The organism is Gilliamella sp. Pas-s27 (assembly GCF_009795865.1).
GTDB lineage: Bacteria > Pseudomonadota > Gammaproteobacteria > Enterobacterales > Orbaceae > Gilliamella.
Genome location: NZ_WTEW01000001.1, coordinates 1 through 22,159, shown reverse-complemented (window position 1 = coordinate 22,159; position 22,159 = coordinate 1). Strand labels below are relative to the sequence as shown.

At 35.2% G+C, this 22,159-nt stretch carries 22 protein-coding genes; 3 read left to right on the top strand and 19 right to left on the bottom strand.

The features are described from left to right. Window positions 1–38: 38 nt before the first annotated feature. The 10 genes from thrB to rpsU form a co-directional block, all read right to left on the bottom strand. Window positions 39–977: a homoserine kinase gene (thrB, locus tag GQ589_RS00110; protein WP_160400588.1), complete on the bottom strand. Its 939-nt coding sequence runs from the start codon at window positions 975–977 to the stop codon at window positions 39–41. Further along, entirely contained in the window at window positions 978–3,434 is a 2,457-nt protein-coding gene (gene thrA, locus GQ589_RS00105) for a bifunctional aspartate kinase/homoserine dehydrogenase I (protein WP_160423808.1), read from the bottom strand. Between the two features lie 359 nt (window positions 3,435–3,793). After that, entirely contained in the window at window positions 3,794–4,123 is a 330-nt protein-coding gene (locus tag GQ589_RS00100; protein WP_160400586.1) for a hypothetical protein, read from the bottom strand. 142 nt (window positions 4,124–4,265) lie between these two features. Continuing rightward, a complete protein-coding gene (locus GQ589_RS00095; protein WP_370519396.1) occupies window positions 4,266–5,021 on the bottom strand; it encodes an SDR family oxidoreductase in 756 nt (251 codons plus the stop codon). Window positions 5,022–5,187: 166 nt separating this feature from the next. Then, window positions 5,188–5,640, bottom strand: coding sequence for a universal stress protein UspA (gene uspA / locus GQ589_RS00090; RefSeq protein ID WP_160400584.1), 453 nt, complete (start codon window positions 5,638–5,640; stop codon window positions 5,188–5,190). A 64-nt stretch (window positions 5,641–5,704) separates the two neighbouring features. Beyond that, on the bottom strand, window positions 5,705–7,219 hold the full coding sequence (pitA, locus tag GQ589_RS00085; RefSeq protein WP_160400583.1) for an inorganic phosphate transporter PitA: 1,515 nt from the start codon (window positions 7,217–7,219) through the stop codon (window positions 5,705–5,707). A gap of 68 nt (window positions 7,220–7,287) precedes the next feature. After that, a complete protein-coding gene (locus GQ589_RS00080; protein ID WP_160423804.1) occupies window positions 7,288–8,259 on the bottom strand; it encodes a bile acid:sodium symporter family protein in 972 nt (323 codons plus the stop codon). 60 nt (window positions 8,260–8,319) lie between these two features. Then, window positions 8,320–10,161 (bottom strand): RNA polymerase sigma factor RpoD, encoded by a 1,842-nt coding sequence (gene rpoD, locus GQ589_RS00075; protein WP_160400581.1) that lies wholly within the window; start codon window positions 10,159–10,161, stop codon window positions 8,320–8,322. Between the two features lie 85 nt (window positions 10,162–10,246). Next, window positions 10,247–12,028, bottom strand: coding sequence for a DNA primase (dnaG, locus tag GQ589_RS00070; RefSeq protein ID WP_160423802.1), 1,782 nt, complete (start codon window positions 12,026–12,028; stop codon window positions 10,247–10,249). Window positions 12,029–12,172: 144 nt separating this feature from the next. Continuing rightward, on the bottom strand, window positions 12,173–12,388 hold the full coding sequence (rpsU, locus tag GQ589_RS00065) for a 30S ribosomal protein S21 (protein ID WP_091346553.1): 216 nt from the start codon (window positions 12,386–12,388) through the stop codon (window positions 12,173–12,175). 183 nt (window positions 12,389–12,571) lie between these two features. On the opposite strand from rpsU, the gene hemB reads away from it, so the two are divergent. After that, complete coding sequence (gene hemB, locus GQ589_RS00060; RefSeq protein ID WP_160423800.1) at window positions 12,572–13,582, top strand: porphobilinogen synthase; 1,011 nt, start codon at window positions 12,572–12,574, stop codon at window positions 13,580–13,582. Window positions 13,583–13,858: 276 nt separating this feature from the next. Then, entirely contained in the window at window positions 13,859–14,629 is a 771-nt protein-coding gene (locus GQ589_RS00055) for an IS1 family transposase (protein WP_160423798.1), read from the top strand. A 298-nt stretch (window positions 14,630–14,927) separates the two neighbouring features. Here the strand turns inward: GQ589_RS00055 and nudC are convergent, their stop codons facing one another. The 6 genes from nudC to epmB all read right to left on the bottom strand — a co-directional run bounded on the left by nudC (window position 14,928) and on the right by epmB (window position 19,449). Next, window positions 14,928–15,731, bottom strand: coding sequence for an NAD(+) diphosphatase (gene nudC / locus GQ589_RS00050; protein ID WP_160423796.1), 804 nt, complete (start codon window positions 15,729–15,731; stop codon window positions 14,928–14,930). A gap of 51 nt (window positions 15,732–15,782) precedes the next feature. Next, the gene (gene yidC, locus GQ589_RS00045) at window positions 15,783–17,411 is read right to left on the bottom strand and encodes a membrane protein insertase YidC (RefSeq protein WP_160423795.1); all 1,629 of its coding nucleotides are present in this window, start codon (window positions 17,409–17,411) and stop codon (window positions 15,783–15,785) included. Next, the gene (yidD, locus tag GQ589_RS00040; protein WP_160411054.1) at window positions 17,411–17,653 is read right to left on the bottom strand and encodes a membrane protein insertion efficiency factor YidD; all 243 of its coding nucleotides are present in this window, start codon (window positions 17,651–17,653) and stop codon (window positions 17,411–17,413) included. Before yidD ends, yidC begins: the two co-directional genes overlap by 1 nt. Window positions 17,654–17,700: 47 nt before the next feature. Beyond that, window positions 17,701–18,057, bottom strand: coding sequence for a ribonuclease P protein component (gene rnpA, locus GQ589_RS00035; protein WP_160423794.1), 357 nt, complete (start codon window positions 18,055–18,057; stop codon window positions 17,701–17,703). Window positions 18,058–18,068: 11 nt separating this feature from the next. After that, window positions 18,069–18,209 carry a 50S ribosomal protein L34 gene (gene rpmH / locus GQ589_RS00030; protein ID WP_025314679.1) on the bottom strand — a complete coding sequence of 47 codons (141 nt, stop codon included), beginning with the start codon at window positions 18,207–18,209 and terminating at the stop codon, window positions 18,069–18,071. Window positions 18,210–18,420: 211 nt separating this feature from the next. Further along, window positions 18,421–19,449 carry an EF-P beta-lysylation protein EpmB gene (epmB, locus tag GQ589_RS00025; protein ID WP_160423793.1) on the bottom strand — a complete coding sequence of 343 codons (1,029 nt, stop codon included), beginning with the start codon at window positions 19,447–19,449 and terminating at the stop codon, window positions 18,421–18,423. Window positions 19,450–19,482: 33 nt separating this feature from the next. Between epmB and efp the strand changes: the two genes are divergently transcribed. Beyond that, window positions 19,483–20,049 (top strand): elongation factor P, encoded by a 567-nt coding sequence (gene efp, locus GQ589_RS00020; RefSeq protein ID WP_085246840.1) that lies wholly within the window; start codon window positions 19,483–19,485, stop codon window positions 20,047–20,049. Window positions 20,050–20,222: 173 nt separating this feature from the next. Here efp and GQ589_RS00015 read toward each other — a convergent pair whose 3' ends face one another. From GQ589_RS00015 to GQ589_RS00005, 3 genes are all read right to left on the bottom strand, one after another. Further along, a complete protein-coding gene (locus GQ589_RS00015) occupies window positions 20,223–20,384 on the bottom strand; it encodes a hypothetical protein (protein WP_160423792.1) in 162 nt (53 codons plus the stop codon). Window positions 20,385–20,984: 600 nt separating this feature from the next. After that, window positions 20,985–21,302, bottom strand: coding sequence for a hypothetical protein (locus tag GQ589_RS00010; protein ID WP_160423791.1), 318 nt, complete (start codon window positions 21,300–21,302; stop codon window positions 20,985–20,987). Then, window positions 21,262–21,576 carry a hypothetical protein gene (locus GQ589_RS00005; protein WP_160423790.1) on the bottom strand — a complete coding sequence of 105 codons (315 nt, stop codon included), beginning with the start codon at window positions 21,574–21,576 and terminating at the stop codon, window positions 21,262–21,264. Before GQ589_RS00005 ends, GQ589_RS00010 begins: the two co-directional genes overlap by 41 nt. Window positions 21,577–22,159 lie beyond the last annotated feature (583 nt).

Genomic DNA, 22,159 nt, shown 5'->3' with positions numbered 1-22,159 from the left:
GTCTTTCTAGTTTTAGACCTATTTTTATAATAAAAAACCTAAATAACTCTTGCACCTTGAGTATCAATTTTACAAATATGAGTAAAACCTTCATCATTTTGCAAATAATATTTTTTAAGTAATAATTCAATTTGCTCAGCTGTTTCAAGTTTATCAGCAATCACAAACATTGTTGGCCCTGATCCCGAAATACCCGATGACAAAGCGCCAAGTTGCTTAACTCGTTTTTGTGTTTCATCAAAATTAGGTAATAGCTGTTTACGATAAGGTTCAGCAATATTGTCACACAACATTGATGCTGCCAATTTTGGTTGTTTGGTATAGCAAGCATGAATAAATCCACCAACATATCGCCCATGAGCAACACAATCTGATTTTTGGTACAAAGCGGGTAAAATTGCACGAGCTTCAGCCGTTGATACTTTTATACCGGGATATGCCATAATCCAATACCAATCTTCAAAATGAGGAATTGGTTGGCTGATTATATCCATTTCATCAAGGATAAGTTGCATACCGCCTAAATAGCAAGGCGCAACATTATCGTAATGCACACTACCTGAAATACGCCCCTCAAGTTCGCCCATTATAAAAAGCATTTCAAATTCATTTAAAGGCTTATCAAAAAATTCATTCAAAGCAACTAATGCACCAACTACAGAACAGGCACTTGAACCTAAACCGGAACCAATGGGCATGTTTTTCTCTAGTGTCATATGGACAGGTAAAGCTTTACCTATTGCTTGACAAAATCGCTGCCAACATTGAAATACAATATTGTATTTTGGATCACTTGGTAGTTTTTGAACAAATTTACCTTTGCAAGTAAGAGAAAATTCGTTAGCAGATTCAACTGTAATACAGTCACCAAGCATAGCTCCACTAATCGGGCTAATTGCTGCCCCTAATATATCAAAACCAACGCTAATATTAGCCATGGATGCAGGAGCATAAACAGTTAAAGATTTATGGAACATTTAACCTCCGATTTTGCCTGATGTTGTCCGTAAAATATCAGCAAAAACGCCAGCTGCAGTAACATCATTACCCGCCCCATAACCACGTAATACAAGTGGAATAGGTTGGTAATAACGAGTATAAAAAGCTAAGGCATTTTCACCGTTTTTAATTTTATAAAGAGGATCTTCACTATCAACAGCTTCAATTTTAACACTACATTGATGGTTTTCTATACTACCCACATAACGTAATACTTTACCTTCTTTTGCTGCTTGTTCAGATTTTACTTTAAATTCTGCATCTAGCTGCGGTAATTTAGCCATAAACTCATCGATGCTACCTCGGGCATACTCAGCAGGTAAAACCGATTCGACATTGATTTGATCAAGTTCTAATTGCAATCCTGCTTCCCGTGCTAAAATTAACAATTTCCTAGCAACATCGGTGCCTGATAAGTCATCACGAGGATCAGGTTCAGTAAAACCTTTCTCTTTAGCCAATTTAGTTGCTTCAGACAGTAACATGCCCTCATCAAGTTTACCAAATATAAAAGAAAGCGATCCCGACAAAATTCCCGAAAACTTGATTAATTCATCACCTGCATTAAGTAGATTTTGAAGATTTTCAATTACTGGTAACCCTGCCCCTACATTAGTATCATATTGGAATTTACGCTTACTTTTTTCCGCTTCTTGACGTAAGCGTAAATAATAAGCCATTGAACTAGTATTAGCTTTTTTATTTGGCGTAACCACATGAAAACCGTTAGCTAAAAAATCTGCATATTTGTTAGATACTTCACTACTTGAAGTACAATCCACCAAAATTGGATTAAGTAGTCTATTATTTTTAGCAAATTCGATAATGCTATCTAAAGAATAATTCATTTCACTCTGTTTAATTTGGTCACGCCAATGACTAAGATCAATGCCGTCTCGATTGGTTATGCTGTGTTTAGAGTTAAACAAGCCACACACTCGTAAATCAATTTGTTTATTTTTAAGCCATTTTTGTTGACGTCCAATTTGATCAATAAGTGCTCCACCAACACCACCAACGCCAATAACAAAAACATCTAGCATTTTATCGGTACCAAACAACATTTGATGGGCAACACGTACTCCCATAACTGCAACATCATTATCAACAACGACCGAAATTGAACGTTCAGATGAACCTTGTGCTATAGCAACAATATTAATATTAGCTCTGGCTAATGCTGTAAAGAAATTAGCAGATAAACCACGTAGTGTCCGCATACCATCACCAACAACAGAAATAATAGCAAGCTTTTCTATAACTTCGATTGGTTCAAGTAATCCATCTTTTAATTCTAAATAAAACTCATCGCTCAAAGCCTCTTCTGCTCGATAAAGTTCGGTTTGTGGCACACAGAAACTAATGCTGTATTCGGATGATGATTGAGTAATAAGTACAACTGAAATACCAGCATAAGACATCGCAGAAAAAACACGTGCCGACATACCAACCATACCTTTTAAACCCGGACCTGATACGTTTATCATTGCCATATTATTTAAATTAGTGATACCTTTTACTGGTGTGGTTGAATCAACAACATTCGCACCAATAAGTGTTCCTGGTACATCAGGGTTATTCGTATTTTTAATTAAACAAGGGATTTGAAATTGAGCAATAGGTAAGATAGTTCTTGGATGAAGTACTTTTGCACCAAAATATGAAAGTTCCATCGCCTCTTGATAAGACATCGTTTTTAGTAATTTAGCATCTGGCACAATACGAGGATCACAAGTATAAACACCATCAACATCAGTCCAAATTTCGCAACTATTTGCTCTTAAACATGCCGCAAGCACAGCTGCTGAATAATCAGAACCATTACGCCCAAGTACAACTAATTCACCTTTTTCATTACCGGCAGTAAAACCTGGCATTAAGATAAAATTATCTTGTGGAATATTCATTTCAGCAATTCTGTGGGTTGACTGTGGTATATCAACAGTCGATTCTAAATAATCACCTTCTGCAATAAGCATCGCAACAGGATCGATTACCGTGATGGTGTGACCTTTTGCTTTAAGAAGTTCTTGCATAATGGCAATTGATAGTTTTTCTCCACGGCAAATAATTGACGCATTAATACTATCAGGACATTGACCGAGTAAAGCAACGCCTTCAAGTAATTGCTTTACATTATTTAATTCATTTAATGCAAAACGTTTCATTTCTTCATAAGCGAAATTCGGTTGCACTTTTGCAATACCAGCTAATAGATCGGCAAATATTTTTTCAGCATCATAAATATTACTTTTTATATCTTGCTTAGCGACTGTTTTTTCAACCATAGCAACTAAATGGTTGGTAATTTTAGCAGGTGCCGATAAAACAGTAGCTGTTTGCTCTTGTTTAGCATTATTTTCAATGATTTCTGCCACTCGTAAAAAACGTTCTGCATTAGCAACAGAGGTTCCTCCAAATTTTAAAACTTTCATATCACACCTTACTTATTATCTTAATTTATGCCCATTATGATTCAAAATACAGTTTATTCGACCTTGTTATGTCGATAGGTATTAAGAAAACCTTTTAGCGTTATAACGTTAGTTGTAATTTTATTTTCTAGCTACATTTATTTTTTATATAAATTTTTACATATAACAAAAAAACCCGCCTTTCTTAGGCGGGTTTTTGAATATTTTTTGGAAAAATCACCCCGCCCTAGATTGAGTAATAGTACCTAAGGTGCCAATAATATTTGTCATATGGATTGAAATAATCATTATTTTTCCTAAAAATTTTTCCCTGAAACTATAAACAAAACAGCCCGACATTTTCATGTCAGGCTGTAATTTTAAAAAACCTTTTTACTATTTTCGTACTCATTGACAACTTTGTTTAATGCTTGATATATGCTTTGAGCATCTTGTTTTTTTAGAGCTTCATCTAAGATATTGAGATACGATAACATCAATTTTTGATTATCCTCGGCAAATTGAGGTGATACTTCTTGATCTTCATATAACATAACATATGTACGAGCAAATCCAAAAATCAAAAAATAAACCGAAGCATTTTTTGGGTCTTCTTGAATTAGTGCTCTCATTGCCTTTCGTAGTTTTACATAACTATCTGTACCCGGCAAACTAGTCGCAAATGTTTTCGTTACTTCAGAAAATGTCATTGCCATAAACCTCAATCAAAATTACAAGAAGAAAGAATAGCAACCCATTCACAGAAGTGCAAGCCTATTTTGTTTACTAGACAAATTTTTTTAATTTTTAATAAAAATATACATGCAAAACACAATGCCAATGGGTATGTTATTAGTCAACTTCTTTACAAACAGACAATCCAGCCGGAGCTTGTGCAACAGGCATTATTTCAATTGAATTGACATTGAAATGTTCCGGTGTATTAATTAACCATGAAACAGTATTAGCAATATCTTCTGGGGTAATAAACGCTACACCTTGATAAACCGCTGCCGCTTTCTGATTATCACCATGAAAACGAATATTGGAAAACTCTGTACCACCACATAATCCAGGTTCAATATTGGTGACACGCACTTTTTTTCCTAATAAATCTGTACGCAAATTAGCACTAAACTGTTTAACAAAGGCTTTAGATGCACCATAAACATTTCCACCTTTATAGGCATAAGTACCTGCAACAGAACCAAGATTAATAATATAACCTAAATTACGCTCAACCATCTGAGGTAAAATTTGTCGAGTTAGATTTACTAACCCAATAATATTAGTATCAATCATTGTTACCCAATCGTTGTAATCTGCTTCATAAGCTGGATCTAAACCTAAAGCTAAACCAGCGTTATTAATCAAAATATCAATTGTTTGGAATTCTTTAGGTAATTGTAACAAAATGGAGCTCAATGCATCTTTTTTAGTTATATCTAATGGTAATGACAAAAAATTAGAACCTAAATCATCTGCAAGATTTTGTAGTTTATCTGCACGTCTAGCTACGCCAACAACTTTATAACCATCAGCTATAAGCTTACGACAAATAGCTTCCCCAAAGCCAGAAGATGCACCAGTAACTAAAGCAATATTCACATTAAATCTCCTCATTGGCTAAATAACAATTTAAGTGTATTTACATAAACTAGAAAATAGTAAATAAAAATATACTTAAACACATACTTTCCTGAAAATTTTTACAAACTTATTTATAAAATACTTATAAAAAACCCGCTAATTAAGCGGGTTTGTATTGAATACTTCATTTAGCAGCTTCTTCCACAGGTTCATCATCTTTTAACGGAACAATCAAAGTATCGATATGAGTATTATTGATAAGTTGACGAGCGGAAGACATTAATTTACTCCAAAAATCCTGATGATGACCACATACAACTAAATCAATGTTATATTCGTGAATGGCTTCAATTAACACTTGGTCAAATTCCCCATTACCCGAAAGAGTATGAGCAATAGGATAGCCTGCATCATTTGCTAAGTTATTCAATGCAAGATGAGCATCTTCAGTGATTCGATCTTTCATATCATTCATATTGATATCAACTAAACCGGTGTAAAGATCTGAATAATTAATACCAACATGAATCAATGATATTTGAGCATTATATGGTCTGGCCATAGAAACGGCTTTTTCTACAAGTACTTCACTTTCAGGTGACAAATCAACTGCGACTAATATATGTTTATAAGCCATGATACTTTTCTCCTTCCTATTTTTAACGCTCAAGTAAATTAAAACCAGTACCCTACTTTTACTACTAAATTAATTTTTGAGCAAGCCAAAAAAGCGATCCAGATAACAAAATCGAAATTGGGAGTGTTAAAACCCATGTTAACGCAATATTTTTAATGGTTTTACTTTGTACTCCGCCACCATCAACGATCATTGTTCCGGCAACTGATGACGAAAGCACTTGAGTTGTAGATACAGGCATCCCCGTATAACTTGCAATCCCAATTGATAAGGCCGTTGTGATTTGCGCTGATACCCCTTGCGCATAAGTCATCCCTTTTTTACCAATTTTTTCACCAATAGTTATAGCCACACGGCGCCAACCAATCATTGTCCCAACAGCTAACGCTGAAGCAACCGCAATAATAATCCAAATTGGTGCATACTCAACGGTTTTAAGTAAATCACCCTTCAAAGATTTTAAATACTGCTTATCTTCTGAAGACACATTGGGCTGTTTAGCCACATGCGATACAGTATCAGATAAACAAAGTAAAATGCGTCGGGCTTGCGAACGTTGCTCAACCGTTAGTGAATCATAATCATTTATTTTATTAAATAAATGATTAGCAATACCTAGGGTGGTAAACGAATGTGAATAATCACAATGATATTTATTTAAGTCATCTAAAACAATATTGGTATCTAATACAGGTTGTTTACCAATTACCTCTGTTAGATCATCATTATGCTCTACAAAGTATTCTTGAATAGCATGGACAGCATTACGCGTGTTAGTAATGTCATAAGTCGAAGCGTTCATATTAACGATAAAACCTGCAGGAGCAATCCCCATTAATACTAACATTAAGAGACCAATACCTTTTTGACCGTCATTAGCACCATGTGAAAAACTTACGCCTGCAGCTGAGATAATAAGCATAATGCGAATCCAAAAAGGAGGTTTCTTCTTACCATAGAGTTTTTCACGTTGTTCCGGTGTCATAAAGATGCGTTCTCGCTTTTTACTGCTTTTTTTACTTTGGCTTTTACGAGTCCAGTATTTTCGCAATAAAAAAATCATCAACCCAGCAATTACAAGACCAACCACAGGAGAAATAATTAATGACAAAAAGATTTGAATCATTTTGGGAATATTGAGGGCATTTATTATCGAAGTATCCATAATAAATGCGTTAGCAAGAGCCACCCCTATAATTGAACCAATTAATGTGTGTGAGCTTGATGCGGGAATACCAACATACCAAGTTCCTAAATTCCAAATGATTGCAGCAAATAGAATAGAAAAGACCATAGCCAGTCCATGAGTTGAGCTGACATTAAGTAATAAATCAGTAGGCAATAGATGAACGATGGCATAAGCAACACTCAACCCACCAAGTAATACACCAAAAAAGTTAAACATACCGGCCATAAAAACAGCAAGTTGTTCTTTTAGTGCTCTTGTATAAATTACGGTAGCAACAGCATTAGCAGTATCATGAAATCCATTAATGGCTTCATAAAAGAGAACAAAAAACAACGCAAATCCCAATAATATAATGGTCGAGAATTCTAATTCAGCAAATAGATGTAACATAATAAATCTTTCTGTTGTTAATAGAGTCCCTATTATCCTTGAGAATAAGGTAATGAGCAAAACAAATTTTACATTTTTCGTTTTGCATAATGTGTAGCTAACACTGCACAAACCATTAATTGCACTTGATGAAATATCATTAAAGGTAGGATCATTATACCCATTACCGACATAGGAAAGATAACACTAGCCATGGGAATACCACTAGCTAAGCTCTTTTTTGAACCACAGAACACAATCGTGATTTCATCTTCTTTATTAAAACCGAGTAATCTTGAACCATAAGTAGTTATTAATAAAACAATAGTTAATAGTACAATGGAATAAAAAATAATTTCTAAAAGCGATAACAAACTAATCTGCGTCCAAATGCCATTTGCAACAGCATCACTAAAAGCAACATAGACAACCAATAGAATCGAAAGGCGATCAGTCTTAGAGATAATACGTTTATATTTATCCACCCATTGACCTATAAAGCGCCTTGATAAGTGACCAAGTACAAATGGCAACATTAGTTTCAACATGATAGAAGTAATTGCATCTAGCATATTCATGGAACTAGAAGATTCAGTACTCATTAATAAGCCAACTAAAATTGGAGAAATAAATACGCCTAATAACGTTGATGCTGAAGCACTACAAATAGCAGCTGCCACATTGCCTTTCGCTATTGAGGTAAACGCTATAGCTGATTGAACCGTTGCAGGCAATATACAAAGATAAACAAAACCTAAATAAAGGTTTTTCGGTAAAAAATTGGGAACCAACACTTGCATCATTATTCCAAGAATCGGGAAAATAACAAAAGTAGTTGTAAAAATAACCAAATGTAATCGCCAATTTTTTATACCAATAACAATCGCCTGAAAAGAAAGCTTAGCACCATGCATAAAGAATAATAAGCCAATAGCAAATGTTGTGAGATATTCAAAAATAACTTTAGCTTGCCCCTTACAAGGAAACAAACTAGCTGTAACCACAACACAAATGAGTACCAACAAGAATGGATCGATCTTAAAACGTTGTAGTATATTCATGTTTTTAGAATCTTTAGTAAAAAAAACGCCACAAAAGTGGCGATATACAAATGATAAAATTTATTCTAAAAAGCTACGAAGCACATCGGAACGGCTTGGATGACGTAATTTTCGTAATGCCTTAGCTTCAATCTGACGAATACGCTCACGAGTTACATCAAATTGTTTACCAACTTCTTCCAGTGTATGGTCGGTATTCATATCAATACCAAATCGCATACGTAACACTTTTGCTTCTCTTGGTGTTAATCCTGATAAAATATCACGCGTAGCACTACGTAAGCTCTCAGAAGTTGCGGCATCTAACGGTTGTTCAAGTGCAGTATCTTCAATAAAATCACCTAAATGTGAATCTTCATCATCACCAACTGGCGTTTCCATTGAAATTGGTTCTTTAGCAATTTTAAGTACCTTACGAATTTTATCTTCTGGCATTTGCATACGCTCAGACAACTCTTCTGGTGTTGGTTCACGTCCAATTTCTTGTAGCATTTGACGTGAAATACGATTTAACTTATTAATTGTTTCAATCATATGTACCGGAATACGAATTGTTCTAGCTTGGTCAGCAATTGAACGCGTAATAGCTTGCCTAATCCACCAAGTTGCATAAGTTGAGAATTTATAACCACGACGATACTCAAACTTATCAACAGCTTTCATCAAACCGATATTGCCTTCTTGGATAAGATCTAAAAATTGTAATCCACGATTGGTATATTTTTTAGCAATCGAAATAACAAGTCGTAAGTTAGCCTCAACCATCTCTTTCTTGGCTCGGCGTGCTTTAGCTTCACCAATAGACATACGTCGATTGATATCTTTAATTTGCTCAATAGAAAGATTCGTTTCGGTTTCTATTTGTTGCAACAAATTAACTTGAGCTTCAATTTCATTATCAAAATCTTTCAAATTAGCCGCAAATGCATTTTTTGAAGTTAACGCTTTCTTATACCAATTCATGTTATTTTCATTACTGGTAAAATAAGTCATAAACTGTTTTTTCGGCATTTTGCATCGTTCAACACAAATTTTCATAATCGCACGTTCATGAGTTCTAACACGATCCATCATGCATCTCATGTTATTGACAAGAATATCAAACTGTTTGGCAACTAAACGAAATTGTTTAAAGATCTCTGATAGATTTTCGATCTCTTTTTGTGCTTTTTTATGAGCTCGGCCATATTTTTTAATCGCTTCAGAAGTTTTATCGTGTTGCACCTTTAATTCAGCAAATTTAGCTTTTGCAACTTCAGGATCAATAGAAACATCGTCATCGGTTGAAGAATCACTTTCTTCATCTTCACTTTCATCGTCACTATCATCAATTTCAATTTCAGGATCACTAACATCTAAATCTTCCGGCAATTCCTCAGCGACTTCTTCGGCATTAGGATCAACAAAACCAGTGATCAAATCAGATAAACGGACTTGTCCACTTTCAATTAAATTATATTGCTCTAAAAGGTAAGTAATAGCCTCAGGATATTCTGATACTGAAGTTTGAACCTGATTAATACCATCTTCAATACGTTTAGCAATATCGATTTCGCCTTCGCGAGTCAACAGTTCAACGGCACCCATTTCACGCATGTACATACGAACAGGATCGGTTGTTCTACCAATTTCTGACTCAACATTAGATAATACTAATGCTGTTGCTGCCTCAACGGCTTCTTCATCAGGGACATTATCTGAAAGTAATAACTCATCAGAATCAGGGGCTTCTTCAAGGACTTGAATCCCCATATCATTGATCATTTGGATAATATCTTCAATCTGATCTGAATCAATAATCTCTTCCGGTAAGTGATCGTTGACATCAGCATAGGTCAAGTATCCTAGCTCCTTGCCTCGGATGATAAGGAGTTTTAACTGTGATTGAGAATTTTGCTCCATAAAAGGTATCCACTTTAATTATTTGGTCATCTATATCATATATATATGTAGAACACTATCTGGAATCCACATATACCCTATATATTTAGTCTTTTTTTGATAAAACAAGTATTAAGGTCGCCAATTCTTTTTTCTCTACGGTACTTAAGCCGGAGACTCTCTCTTTTGCGATCAGTTCATCTTGCCTTTGGGCCAGTATATTATCATATAACTCTTTTAAAGTATGTGAAAAAATTGAGTCTATTTCATCATCTTGATAATGACAATCCCACGTTGACAAACGATTTAGCTGTTTATAAAACGGTCTATCCATACATTCTGTTAATATTTGTGCTGTCGTTATATTAGGGTAACGTTGACATAATTCAAGTAATTCAATAAAGACCTCTATACCAGCCATTTTCACTTGACGGATCACATTAATATCAGAAACTTGCTCAGCAAGATTAGGATATTGAAGTAATAAACCAATTAAAACACGCATCGTAGTTAATTTAATTTGTGATACAGGAGTTTTTTCATTTACTTTCCGTTCACCTTTAGCTCGATTTTTATGCATTAATTGTTCTAGTTGAGACACATCAAGTAAGCCTAAATAATTTCCAAGTTGTTGTAACAAATTTAATCTAAAAACTTTTGCCTTAATTTGATCAAGTAATGGTAAAGCTAAAGAGCTCAATTTAGCTTTTCCTTCAGCTGTTTTTAAGTCGACCTGCTTCAAAAGCTCATCAAATAAGAATTTTGATAAATTTGATGCTTCACTTAAATAATCTTCGAATCCATCTTTACCAATTTTGCGAACAAGACTATCTGGATCTTCATCTTGTGGCAAAAATGCAAAAGCAATTTTCTTACCATCTATCAAACAAGGTAATAAAACATTAAGTGCTCGCCAAGCTGCATTTCGTCCAGCATTATCGCCGTCATAACAAAATATTACTGAATCTGTTGATCTAAATAATAATTTAATATGTTCTTCAGATGTTGCCGTACCTAAAGCTGCAACAGCATAATCAATACCATATTGAGCAAGTGAAACCACATCCATATAGCCTTCAACAACTATTAATTGCTGAGGGTTACGATTAATTTCTTGCACTTCATAAAGACCATACAACTGGAATCCTTTATGAAAAATCGGAGTTTCGGGAGAATTAATATATTTAGCTGAATCATTAATAATAGTTCGCCCACCAAATGCAATCACATTGCCTTGCCTATCACGAATAGGAAACATAATCCGTCCCCGAAAGCGATCATATCGATTACCATTATCACTAGTAACCAACATGCCGGCACGTTCATAAAGCACTGTTTCAGTATGGTTTTTAACCACATTTTGTGATGTCATTCGCCACTCATTAGGTGCAAAACCAATCTTATATCTGGTAATAATTTCAGAATTCAACCCTCGCTGTTCAAGATATTTACGAGCTTGGGTTGAAGTAGGTAGAGATAATTGTTGTTGGTAAAAATTAGTTATTTTAGCCATTAATGTATATAAATCACGACGGAAATTTCGAGATTCAATCTGTTTAGATTGATCGATTTGATTATTCTCCGCGTCTATATAAGGGACTCTAATCCCCTGCATACTAGCTAATTCTTCAATTGCTTCAGGAAAAGATAAATGCTCGTATTGCATCAAAAAATTCACTACCGAACCAGATGCACCACAACCAAAGCAATAATAAATTTGTTTTTTTTCACTTAATGAAAAAGAAGCGGTTTTTTCATCATGAAAAGGGCAACAACCAAAATAATTATTCCCCTTTTTTTTCATTTTTACACGTTTACCGATCACATCAAGAATATTTGTGCGAGCTATCAAATCTAAAGTAAAATCGCGAGGAATATGGCCTTTCATGATAAATTCTAACCAATTTTGGTGTTATAAAAATAAAACAAGCCGTATCAAAAATACGGCTTGTTAGAATTCTTTATATAAAAAAAATAATAAATTGATTTTTAATATCAATTTTAGTTTTTAGTATAAATAATATCCAAAATATTAGTATAGACGAGTACGACGAGCGTTTTCTCTTTCTAATTTTTTAGCATGACGTTTAACTGCAGCTGCTTTTGCGCGTTTACGAACAGTTGTTGGTTTTTCGTAAAATTCACGGTTACGAACTTCAGCTAAAACTCCTGCTTTTTCGCAAGAACGTTTAAAACGACGTAACGCTACATCGAAAGGTTCATTTTCACGTACTTTAATTACTGGCATGTGCCTCTCACCTCAAATTTGTTTAATATCACAAGGGACTAAAATTAGTGTGCAATTTTACCTCTAATCAATATATCTTGTAAAGTAAAAAATAGAATTATTGTAAGAAAGCAAATTAATTTGCTAATCGACATATAGCATCAGATAATACATAAAATCTATAGAAATAATCAGGAGTCTTTCATGCCATCATTAATAACTGGACTATATCCCAATCGTCGTTTACGCCGTAATCGTACTCATGAATTTAGCCGACGTATGCTTGCAGAGCACAGCTTAACAGTTAACGATCTAATTTATCCAGTTTTTATTGTTGAAGGAAATAATATTACAGAACCTGTAACTTCAATGCCAAACGTTAATAGAATAAGTATTGATATACTATTAAAAGAAGCAGAACAAGTAGCTAAATTAGGAATTCCTGTTCTTTCATTATTTCCAGCGATAGAATCGACAAAAAAAACACCACTTGCACAAGAAGCGTATAACAAAAATGGCTTGGTACCAAAAGCGATTCGCGCACTAAAAAAAGAATTTCCAGAGCTGGGAATACTAACTGATGTTGCACTAGACCCTTATACTACACATGGACAAGACGGCATTATTGACGAACAAGGCTATGTACAAAATGACACCTCTGTTGAAACGTTAGTTAAACAGGCATTAATGCAAGCGGAAGCAGGCGTAGACATTATTGCGCCAAGCGATATGATGGATGGACGCATTGGTGCAATACGTAATGAGCTAGAAAAACAAGGATTTGCTAATACTCAAATCATGGCTTATTCGGCCAAGTATGCATCTTGTTTTTATGGCCCATTCCGTGATGCCGTTGGTTCAGCCCCAAATATAAAAGGTGGAAACAAAAAAACCTACCAGCTCGACCCTGCAAATAGTAATGAAGCATTACAAGAAATCTATCAAGATTTAAGCGAAGGAGCAGATATGGTCATGGTTAAGCCCGGCATGCCTTATCTTGATATTGTGCAAAAAGTCAAGGAAACCTTTTCCGTCCCTACTTTTGCTTATCAAGTTTCTGGTGAATACGCCATGTTAACAGCGGCAATCCAAAATGGATGGTTAGATGAAAAATCAGCTATTATGGAGTCTTTACTCTGTTTTAAACGTGCAGGCACCGATGGTGTTTTAACTTATTTTGCCAAACAAGTCGCTGAATGGCTACATCAGCAATAACAACAGTATTTATTAAAAATAACAAGGATCTTTTTTAAAGATTTTACCTAAACAAACAGCCCCCTACTCTAAGAGGGGTTTAATTTCTATACAAACTATTTTTAACATTAACAATCTTATTTTCTCATTAATCATTCCCAAAAATAAAAATAACAACAAATTAACATAATGCTAAAAATACGTTTTAAGTAAAATTGGTAAAAAGTTTCAGACAGCTATATGTTTATTGTAAATAACTGATAATATTTACAAGAATAAGCGATAAGGAAATAAGAAATGATTTATGAACTCGTACCAAACGAATTACATGACGAATTTAAAGCTTTTCATCATGAACTAAAAAAAATAACATCACAACATGCTGAATCTTATCCATTTTGCAAAAAAACAAAATTTTATATCATTCGTTCAAAACCGACTAAAACATATCGTTGCAAAGGCTGTCATAAATATTTTACGATTTCAACTAATACACCATTTAATCGTCTAGCTCCATTTAGTTGGTTAGAAATGATATTTACTAGTCGTATAAAAAATATTAGTTATCCCAATATTGCTAAAAATCTTCAAATCTCATTCGAAAAAGTAATGCGCCGAGAACGAGCTATAATTAATTATCTTCAAACTTATTATCTATCATTACATAAGTGGTATACACAACAAAAACAAGCTATATTAATTCCAACCTTAGCAGAACAATATAAAACGATAAAAGTAAAAGTTACTACTTTACTAAATGAACAAAATCCAACTTGCATATATTGTCACTCCAACGAAACAACTAAAATTGGCTCTAGAACTTGCTATCGTTGTAAACGCTGTAGACATAGTTTTAATATTGTAAGCAATACTAGCTTAAACCGTATTCCCAAACCCGAATTATGGTTACAATTCATCGATCTACTTGTTTGGGGTAAGAATAATTCGCAAATAGCAAAATTACTTAATTTACATAATGATACAGTACGTAAATGGCGTTCGGCTTGGTGTGACATGATGAAATATTGGCACTGTGAAGCACTTGCTATTTGGTGTCAAAATCAATAATTACTCAATTTAACGCTTTATTATTGAGCCACTAATGGTACATTATTAACTAGTGGTTGTGAGAATAAAAAAAACAGCAGAACAATCGTCCTCTCAATTACCAACAACAGTTATTAATAGTACCTTTTTCATACTGAACCAGAGCCATTACCGAATAATAAATTAATTAAACGGCAAAAAATAACGAGCATCTCATCAAATAAACTGATTAACTATAACACTAAAGGTTATGTTGCTAATTATGAGTACAATTGAGTACCAATAGTCCTAATACCTATTGATACTCAAGTAAATATGATTAATTTTCACTAAATTCATCGTATTCACGACACAAAACAATGGTATCTTCAATTAAACGCCTTGCAATGGTGCCATACTCAGGTATTTTAGGTAACTGCGTATAATGGTACCAATTTGCTTCAACGAGCTCGTTTTTATCTATTTCTATTTCGCCACTATCATAATCAGCTAAATAAGCCATCATCAGTGAATTAGGAAAAGGCCAAGGTTGTGAACCAATATAGCGGATATTTTTAATTTTGATCTTCGACTCTTCAAAAACTTCACGCTCAACGGCGGTTTCCATAGTTTCACCAATTTCCGTAAACCCTGCTAACACAGTATATAAGTTATCTTGATTATGTCTAACATGCTTGGCTAACAAAATTTTATTTTTCTGACGAATTGCCACAATAATCGATGGTGAAATTTGTGGATAATAACGCTCTTTACAGTGGTCACACATACAACACCATTCCGTGTTGCTGATATACATTTCATGCCCACAATATCCACAATACTTATGAGAACGGTAAAATTCAGAAAGTTGTACAGCTCGTCCAGCTAAATTAAATAATGATGAATCTGCACTATCAAGTAATGGACGAATTGAGCTCATCGCATTTTTCATATCACGACAAATCAACCACGCAGTCTGCCCATTCCACTCGCCGATTGGTTGAGCACGTTGATTTATAAAACCGAGCTCCTTAGCACAACCAACAGGCACTTCGCCATTAGGCAACCACAACCGACCATTAGCACTAACAAACCAGTAACCTGTTTCGTTGCCCGTTAAATTAAATTGTTGTTGTATATTCATTATAAACACCCAAAATAAAAAAGGAGGATTTTACCCCTCCTTTACTTACTATTATTTCTTTTTCTTTTCGTGAAGTCCCTTTTTCTCAAGTTCCCAGTAGATAATACGTTGCTGAGCAATTGTAAATAAGTTACTAACGATATAGTATAAAACCAAGCCTGATGGGAACCACAAGAAAAACACTGTAAAGATTAATGGCATATAAGTCATTAACTTTTGTTGTAATGGATCAGTAACTGGTGTTGGTGACATCTTCTGAATTAAGAACATGCTTCCGCCCATCAATAATGGTAGGATATAATATGGATCTTGCGCTGATAAGTCATGAATCCAAAGAGCAAATGGCGCATGACGCAATTCAACCGTATTACCTAACATATAGAATAAAGACAAGAAAATTGGCATTTGAATAAGCAATGGCAAACAACCACCTAATGGGTTGACTTTTTCTTGTTTATAAAGCGCCATTGTTTCCATACTTATTTTTTGACGATCATCGCCATAACGTTCTTTCAAGGCTTGTATACGAGGTTGTAATAACTTCATTTTGGCCATAGAACGATATTGAGCTCGCGTTAATGGGAACAAAATACCACGTACAATAAAAGTAATAACAATAATTGAGAAACCCCAATTACCAATAAAACTATGGATAAACTTCAATAAGTAAAATAAAGGTTGCGATAAGAACCATAACCAACCATAATCGACAATTAAATCAAGGTGATTAGCTGTTTCTTTCAATTGGTTTTGAATTTCTGGACCTAACCATAATTTTGCAGAAATAGACGTATTATTACCTGCTTGAACAATCGTTGGTTCACCTTTAAAACCAATAGTGGCTTGTGAATTTTTAGCGGTTGAACGCGTATAAAACAAGTTATTTTTATCCTGATCTGGCACCCAAGCCGATGCAAAATAGTGCTGCAACATTGCAATCCAACCTGTTTGAGTTTCAACACTTAAAGCTTTATCTTTAACATCATCAAAGCTATATTTACTATAATTAGTACTAGAACTAGAGTAAGCAGTACCACGGAATGCACTTTGACCTAAACCACTACCGCCTTCAGTTGGGATATCATCAGGTAATTTAATGGTTTGCTTTAATTGACCGTACATAGCCACTTCAACTGGAGCACCACTTTGGTTATTAATGTCATATTGAACATCGACAGCATAATTACCACGATGCAACACATAATATTTAGTATAAGTAACGTCATTAACTTGGTAAGTTAATGGTACTCGCAGCTCATTTTGACCATCAGCTAAAACATATTCTGTTTGTGTTGTTTGATAGATAGGGCGTTTTGAGCCTTGTGTCGCATTATCAGGACCGTCTTTACCTGTTAAACCACTTTCCGCAATATAAATAAAATCAGGGCGAGATGTTAACAATTGAAAAGGCGTACCTGAGTGAAGTGTTTGCTCATATTTTAATAATTGAGCAGCTTGCACATCACCGCCATAAGTATTAATAGTGAGTGACAATACGTCAGATTTCACGGTAATTGTTTTACCCTGTGCAGAACCATCGATAGAATCATCATCGCTGACTGATTGTGTCAACTGATTAGCGACAGGTGGTTTTGGTGCATGGTCTTCTTCCCATGCTTTCCAAATAAAAAAAGATATAAAAAGTAAAACAATGACTAAAATATTACGTTGCGATCCCATTAGTGTTTTTCTCTATTGGTTTTAGTTTTGGGAGGAACAAAATCTTCTCCTCCTTCATGTAAAGGGTGACATTTTAATACACGTTTCGCCGTTAGCCAACCACCTTTTATTAATCCGAAGCGTCTTAATGCAATTATTGCATATTGTGAACATGTCGGTGTAAAGCGGCATTTAGGACCTAATAAAGGGCTAATAAAACGTTGATATATACGAATAAAAAATATAAAAATATTAACTATCATATCCTTACATGCACAAACATGCAATTTGATAATCAATATAAATTTATTTAATCCTTTTGCTTGGCGATGATTCGTTGGCATAATTGATCAAGTATTTCAACAATTTGCTGATTATCTAAATCGATAACAGGCTGTTTAGCCATCAAAATAAAATCAATATTAGGAAATTGATGCTGATGATGTCGGAAGTACTCTTTAGCCAGTCGTTTGATACGATTGCGCTCGTGAGCACGTTTTACCTGTTTTTTAGCGATAGCAAACCCTAATCGAGGATGATCTAAGGTGTTTTTTCGTGTAACTAAGGTAAGAAAAGGTGAACCTGCTCGAACAGACTCTTGAAAGACATAATTAAAATCAAAGGGAGTTAACAAGCGCAACTCCCGAGGAAAAGTGAGCTTAATCACCCAACTTTAAATCAGCTAGCAACAGTTAAACGAACACGGCCTTTAGCACGACGGCGAGCAAGAACTTGACGACCATTTTTAGTTGCCATACGAGCACGGAAACCGTGAGTTCTATTGCGTTTTAATACTGATGGTTGAAATGTGCGTTTCATGACGATTTATATCCAAATCTAATTTATCAACAAGGCGTAGAGTAAAAACTCCACAGCATTAATTAAAGAGGTCGGAATTATAGTGCCAATTTTATTTTTCGTCAATGAGATTTTTACAGATAAATCCCATTAATATCTAATTACCATACGATAAAGTAAAATAGAGCAAATAACTTATAACATAATAATTTATAACATAAAACCTAATTAACTAATTCCAAAAAGTAAGCACTTGTTTACTTTTCTCACCGCCAATTTCGCGTGCTAATTTAGGCACTAAATAGCCTGATACTTTCTCGGCAAGTTGTTTCATAATAACTTTAGCGGACTTATCATCAACCCAAAAATGAGCAGCGCCTTGTACTTTATCTAATAAATGAATGTAATAAGGTAAAATACCAACATCAAAAAGCCGATCACTTAACATTGCCAACACATCAGCATTATCATTCACATTTTTTAACAAAACACTTTGATTAAGCACCGTCACGCTTTGCTGTTTTAATAACGAAACAGCCTGAGCGACATCGTTATCGATTTCATTAGGATGATTAATGTGAGTAATCACTACACATTGCAACCGACTTTTAGCAAACAGCTGACATAACTCAGGCGTAATACGCGACGGAATCACCACCGCTAAACGCGTATGAATACGCAACCGTTTAACGTGAGGAATTTTTTCTAATTCACTGATCAAAAACGCCATTTCATGATCTTTAGCCATTAACGGATCACCACCTGAAAGGATAATCTCATTAAGTTCAGGATGGTTAGCAATATATTCAAGTGCTACAGCAAGATTCTGCTTACTACCTTGATTATCATGATAAGGAAAATGCCGTCGAAAACAATAACGACAATTAATTGCACAACCCGTCTTTGTGATTAATAACGCACGGTTACAATATTTATGCAACAACCCTGGAATGGCATTATCCTGTTCTTGCAAAGGATCATGGCTATAGCCATCCACATTTAGCATCTCGTTTTCATGACAAAGTACCTGCAACAAAAGCGGATCATTCTTATCCCCCTTTTTCATTCGACGAATAAACGCCATCGGCACACGAAGTGGAAACTGCTTTCTTGCCTGCAACATTGGGCTCGAAATTGTGTCAGCATTCAATCCTAAATAAGAATATAAAACATTAATATCTGTCACAACAGTGGCAAGATCAACAATCCATTTATCTTTATTATTGGGTAGTTCAATTTTTTGCTGTATAATATGGCTCATTTTTTGTAATTCAGAATTTTAGTTGGAGCTTTTATGGCATCTTATAGTACAAATGAGTTTAAAGCCGGTCTTAAAATAATGCAAGATGGTGAACCATGCGTTATTGTTGAAAATGAATTTTACAAACCGGGCAAAGGGCAATCTATTAACCGAGTAAAAATTAAAAAATTACTTTCGGGCAAAACTGTCGATAAAACATTCAAATCGGGCGAATCAGTTGAAGCTGCTGACGTGGTTGACATGAATTTAACGTACCTTTACACCGACGGTGAATTTTGGCACTTTATGAATAACGACACATTTGAGCAACTTTCGGCTGACGCAAAAGCCGTTGGTGACAATGCAAAATGGCTAGTTGATCAAGCCGAGTGTATTTTAACATTATGGAATGGCCAACCGATTGCAGTCACACCACCTAATTTTGTTGAACTTGAAGTGATCGAAACCGATCCTGGATTAAAAGGCGACACAGCTGGAACTGGCGGCAAACCTGCGACATTATCAACAGGTGCCGTTGTGCGTGTGCCGTTATTTGTACAAATCGGTGAAGTGCTTAAAGTGGATACGCGTTCAGGCGAATACGTATCACGCGTTAAATAAATAGCGCACAGCGCAAGTTAATATCTATCGAAAAAAGCGAGGTTTTTAACCTCGCTTTTTTATTAATAGCGTAATAAAAAAGTATAATAGGTTGCATTTAACCGCAACAACACCGTTCTAAGAAAAAGCCCCAACCTTACAGGATGGGGCTTTATTCTTTTAAACGTTAAAAACTAAGGTGTGGTGCAGATAGCATAAGCGACGTGGGCGTTGTAGTCGGCATTGAAGCCGTAGACCTCGCCATAGCTCAAGTAGACAGCGAATTGACCGCGCATAATATCCTCACTCGTCCAGTATTCGTCGCTTACGAAATCCACATCATCGTAGCGGTACATGTCGTACCACTCCGTAAAAAATCCAGCACCTATGTGATACTTGTAAACATTATCACTAGACGACGGCGTAGCGCCTACTGTGCCTTAACACGCTTCAACAGCATTCTCACCAGCACAAACCGCATTGGTTAAATCCCTTACCTTAGTAAGGCGATAACCCAAACTATTACACCATGCTAACTGGCCAGCATAATATTTAGATTGACGCTCCGAACTGACGAGCCACTACTTTAATGCTTTAACTCAAACCCGTATTTTACTACCTTATTACCTGCAATGTCTCTACCCACCAACTCAAACATCTTCGGAAAAATTAGCACAACAGGTAGTAGACTAGGATTATTTGAACCTATCTGACTACTACTCGCCCTTGGGTCATTTAATGTCACTGGTATCACAACTTTTCCCTTATCAACACGAGGAATACACATATCACTGGGCGTGACAGCTGTCACAGTAACTGTTATTCCCCCGTGAGTGATCGAAGATCTCATCAGCTGACTGTCATCTATGCCACCAATAAGTAAATCAAAATACAATCCATCTCCACCCGCCGTCGGAAAATTAAGATTCTAAATTGTAACAAGAAGGATTTGTAGACTAAACTAAAAAAACCTTATCAGGATTCCATATATCAGCTAGGCCAGCATAGTTTGCACCCATAGATGACATGTAATCTTTGCCTTTCTCTAGATTCAACCTTACGTAACAGATTTTAGGTGCTAAATCGGTGCTAATGTAATAGGTTTCAGTATTACCACTGAAAATACTGTTATTTGGCACACCATACTCTGTCGTTAAACTTCCCGCTGTACTACTTAATGTTACCTTATAAGATGCATTACATATATCTAATGCATCACCACAATTAACGGTATTACCGTCTTTTCCCCCAATTGCTTGGTATAATGAAATCATTTAAATTGACTAAATTTTTTGATAGCGGTACCACCATGCCGATATCACCTAACATATTCCTGATATTCGATAACCTTATTGGATTTGCACCACTTGAAGTATTGATTGATGGTGTAAGTTTTGTACCATCCGGCAATATGATAAATAATAGCTCGTCAACATTTGTTGCCTTGGTTAGACCTCCATCAAACGTTAAATACGGCTCAGAACCGTGGATCCCCCATGAAGTCTGAGCAGATAATGCCTGCGATTTCAGCGAATACGGTAGTAACAACAATGGCGCAAAGACCAACGGGGATTTGATAACAACTTGGAAATCGGCAATGGCCTTGCCGATGACGTTGCTGAAGATTTAAAGCATAGGTTTGCCAGAATAGATGCAAATCTGTGATGGTGTATTTTAATCACACTGTCAAGTAATTTATTGTTTTATTTATTTGTTTTTTTTATAATTCTTGCTTAAAATTTCAATAAAATCAATATCTTTCCTGAATTATTTTTGGCGAAACTAATACCTTTTTACTTTGATAGATTGAATAGATTAAGTACAGTGGTTTTAGCTATTTTGTTTTTAGATGAACAAAATAACTACAGTAACCACATCTTAGTCAAGAAATTAAAGCGAACTCTCCGATAATCCACGCTTTAAGTGTTTTTTGTAAGTTGCTTTTTTATTAAAAAGCAACGCAATTATCACCCCAAAAAATGGTCAAGAAAGCCATTGATTTTATTGAAGTTTTTATCTTGAGTCTCCTGGATTCAAACATGAAGTGCAATTTTAAACACGGTGGAGTGAAGAAAGTAGAAAGGTGATTTATACTAGCCCCTTCGCACCACCACAGTTTGGAGATTGCTAT

What these genes read in the sequence shown, in the direction of transcription:
- thrB (WP_160400588.1), bottom strand. Translation starts at nt 977, where the DNA reads ATGTTCCATAAATCTTTAACTGTTTATGCTCCTGCATCCATGGCTAAT.
- thrA (WP_160423808.1), bottom strand. Translation starts at nt 3,434, where the DNA reads ATGAAAGTTTTAAAATTTGGAGGAACCTCTGTTGCTAATGCAGAACGT.
- GQ589_RS00100 (WP_160400586.1), bottom strand. Translation starts at nt 4,123, where the DNA reads ATGACATTTTCTGAAGTAACGAAAACATTTGCGACTAGTTTGCCGGGT.
- uspA (WP_160400584.1), bottom strand. Translation starts at nt 5,640, where the DNA reads ATGGCTTATAAACATATATTAGTCGCAGTTGATTTGTCACCTGAAAGT.
- pitA (WP_160400583.1), bottom strand. Translation starts at nt 7,219, where the DNA reads ATGTTACATCTATTTGCTGAATTAGAATTCTCGACCATTATATTATTG.
- GQ589_RS00080 (WP_160423804.1), bottom strand. Translation starts at nt 8,259, where the DNA reads ATGAATATACTACAACGTTTTAAGATCGATCCATTCTTGTTGGTACTC.
- rpoD (WP_160400581.1), bottom strand. Translation starts at nt 10,161, where the DNA reads ATGGAGCAAAATTCTCAATCACAGTTAAAACTCCTTATCATCCGAGGC.
- dnaG (WP_160423802.1), bottom strand. Translation starts at nt 12,028, where the DNA reads ATGAAAGGCCATATTCCTCGCGATTTTACTTTAGATTTGATAGCTCGC.
- rpsU (WP_091346553.1), bottom strand. Translation starts at nt 12,388, where the DNA reads ATGCCAGTAATTAAAGTACGTGAAAATGAACCTTTCGATGTAGCGTTA.
- hemB (WP_160423800.1), top strand. Translation starts at nt 12,572, where the DNA reads ATGCCATCATTAATAACTGGACTATATCCCAATCGTCGTTTACGCCGT.
- GQ589_RS00055 (WP_160423798.1), top strand. Translation starts at nt 13,859, where the DNA reads ATGATTTATGAACTCGTACCAAACGAATTACATGACGAATTTAAAGCT.
- nudC (WP_160423796.1), bottom strand. Translation starts at nt 15,731, where the DNA reads ATGAATATACAACAACAATTTAATTTAACGGGCAACGAAACAGGTTAC.
- yidC (WP_160423795.1), bottom strand. Translation starts at nt 17,411, where the DNA reads ATGGGATCGCAACGTAATATTTTAGTCATTGTTTTACTTTTTATATCT.
- yidD (WP_160411054.1), bottom strand. Translation starts at nt 17,653, where the DNA reads ATGATAGTTAATATTTTTATATTTTTTATTCGTATATATCAACGTTTT.
- rpmH (WP_025314679.1), bottom strand. Translation starts at nt 18,209, where the DNA reads ATGAAACGCACATTTCAACCATCAGTATTAAAACGCAATAGAACTCAC.
- epmB (WP_160423793.1), bottom strand. Translation starts at nt 19,449, where the DNA reads ATGAGCCATATTATACAGCAAAAAATTGAACTACCCAATAATAAAGAT.
- efp (WP_085246840.1), top strand. Translation starts at nt 19,483, where the DNA reads ATGGCATCTTATAGTACAAATGAGTTTAAAGCCGGTCTTAAAATAATG.
- GQ589_RS00015 (WP_160423792.1), bottom strand. Translation starts at nt 20,384, where the DNA reads ATGTACCGCTACGATGATGTGGATTTCGTAAGCGACGAATACTGGACG.
- GQ589_RS00010 (WP_160423791.1), bottom strand. Translation starts at nt 21,302, where the DNA reads ATGATTTCATTATACCAAGCAATTGGGGGAAAAGACGGTAATACCGTT.